3 protein-coding genes are annotated in these 2,073 nt (G+C 60.2%); 2 read left to right on the forward strand and 1 reads right to left on the reverse strand.

The genetic code is table 11. The features are described 5' to 3' along the window. A partial coding sequence (locus tag V6C16_RS11810; RefSeq protein WP_333543295.1) for a sterol carrier protein domain-containing protein occupies nt 1-210 on the reverse strand: 210 nt, incomplete at its 3' end. Between the two features lie 365 nt (nt 211-575). Here V6C16_RS11810 and V6C16_RS11815 point away from each other — a divergent pair. Both V6C16_RS11815 and V6C16_RS11820 read left to right on the forward strand, forming a co-directional pair. Further along, nucleotides 576-1,202 carry an MBL fold metallo-hydrolase gene (locus V6C16_RS11815; protein ID WP_333535496.1) on the forward strand — a complete coding sequence of 209 codons (627 nt, stop codon included), beginning with the start codon at nt 576-578 and terminating at the stop codon, nt 1,200-1,202. Continuing rightward, the gene (locus V6C16_RS11820; RefSeq protein WP_333543296.1) at nt 1,199-1,888 is read left to right on the forward strand and encodes a flavodoxin family protein; all 690 of its coding nucleotides are present in this window, start codon (nt 1,199-1,201) and stop codon (nt 1,886-1,888) included. Before V6C16_RS11815 ends, V6C16_RS11820 begins: the two co-directional genes overlap by 4 nt. The last annotated feature ends 185 nt before the right edge of the window (nt 1,889-2,073 follow it).

Here is a 2,073-nt window from a genome sequence, read left to right on the forward strand (position 1 = left end):
CTGCCAGCTCATGTGGAATATGCCGTTGTTCCAGGGGGCGATGGGATCTCTGACCTCAAAGTCCAGCGTAAGCCTGGGGTCGCTGAACTGGTAGGGATAAAATTCCATAAAGCGCTGCACGTCCACTTTGCGACCTGCTCCGGCTTTTTTGCGCGTCGTGTGCTGTGCCATGCCTTGCGTACCCTCTTCGGGCTGAAAATTCTGTTTCATCCTTGAAGTGTAGTTCGGTGGCGGACGCTTGTCTAGAAAATATCATGAAAACCGGACTTCATTGAAAACCGAAAAAACTGATAAAAGAGGCTTCCGCGCTCAAACAGCGAAAACCAGAACCCGTCCCGGCGACACACGCCGGGCAGAACCGGCTTGCCTGAAAACTGCCGGGCAGCGGCCATATGCCACGCAACCGCGGCGGCTTTCAAACCGGACCGCCTTGACCCGCGCCTCTTGCCCCGCAGGCAACACTTGCCCCACGAAAGCGAAGAGGTTAATATCGGGCTGCCGAAAGAGACATACCGCACTGCTGCAGCGGGTTCCACTTCTCGCGCGCAGATTCATACCTATATAAGGAACTCATCATGGCCGTTGCCGCTTTTCCTCTTGGCCCTCTGCAGACCAACAGCTACCTCATTCATAACGACACCAGGGCCGTGGCTGTCGATGTGGGCGGCGACCCCGCGCCCATGCTCGAATACCTGAGCAACCACCACCTTGCTCTGGACGCCATCTGCATAACCCACCGCCATTTTGACCACATGTACGGCGTGGCCGAACTGGCCGCCGCCACGGGCGCGCCCGTTTACATGCCGCAGGGTGACGACAGCCTTGCCGACACCGAATCCGGCAAGGGGGGCATATGGGGCTTCCCCCCGGTGCCGGATTTCAAAAGCAGCCCCATGCCGACGGGCAAGACAAGCATGGGCGGCATGGACTGCGAAGTGCTGGAAACTCCGGGGCATACCCCCGGCGGCGTTTCGCTGTACTTTCCCGAAGAACAGGTGGTCTTTACCGGCGACGCCCTGTTTTACCGCTCCATAGGCCGCACGGATTTTCCGGGCGGCGACCATGACACGCTGCTGCGTTCAGTGCGGGACGTGCTGTTCAAGCTGCCTGCGGAAACGGTTGTCTATCCCGGCCACGGCCCTGCCAGTAAAATAGGCGATGAGGCCGCCAACAATCCTTTTTGCGGTGAGTTCAGGCCATGAGTAATCCTGTAGCGCTTCTATGCAGTCCGCACCCCGGCGGCGTTTCAGACGCTGTGGCGCATCTTGTTGCCGCAGGCATGGCTGAAGCCGGGGCCGAAATGCAGATTGTTCCTTTACGCGACTACGCTTTTGACGGTTGTACAGACTGCGGCGGCTGTACCGCCCCCCCGCACCACTGCACGCTTGCGGGCAAAAATTGCAATGGCCGGCTGGACAGGGCTGAAGAAATCTTTGCGCTCATTGAGTCCGCCCCGCTGCTTTTTATTTCGGCACCCATTTATTTTTACGCCCTGCCCGCGCATTTCAAGGCCCTTATCGACCGTACGCAGCGCTTCTGGTCGGCGCAGAACCACACGCCGGCCGGCAGGCTGCCCCGGCCTCCGGTCAAGACAGCCCTTGTGAGTCTTGTGGCCGGCAGACCACGGGGAAAGCAGCTTTTCACCGGCTCCCTGCTCACCCTGCGCTATTTTCTTTCTCCGCTCAATGCGGCCATCAGCGAAACACGGCTGCTGCGGGGGCTGGAGCGGGTCAAAGACCTTGAAGAGCGCCCCGCTGTGCGCGCTGCCCTGCACGCCTGGGGACACGACTGGGGCTGTCGCATGATGGCCGGAAAAGTGCCGGGCTTTGTTCCGTCTTCCCAAGCCCGCACCGGCTGTGGCAACGGCGGCTCTGCATCTGCGGTTTGACGGCGGGACAAACCAGCCTTCTCCCCCAGTGCTATGAAAATTGCCGAAAACAGCGAGTGGCAGGGCAGTATGCCCGGCACACCGGGCCTGATGGCACGGCTGAACACGGGGTTTGCGTCAGCAGCCCGCTTTTTGGGCCTTGCCCAGGCACGCTGTTTTCACTGCCTGCGCCCCTTTACCCCCTA

Origin of the sequence: Desulfovibrio sp. 1188_IL3213 (genome assembly GCF_036763145.1) — a bacterium.
Taxonomy (GTDB): domain Bacteria; phylum Desulfobacterota; class Desulfovibrionia; order Desulfovibrionales; family Desulfovibrionaceae; genus Desulfovibrio.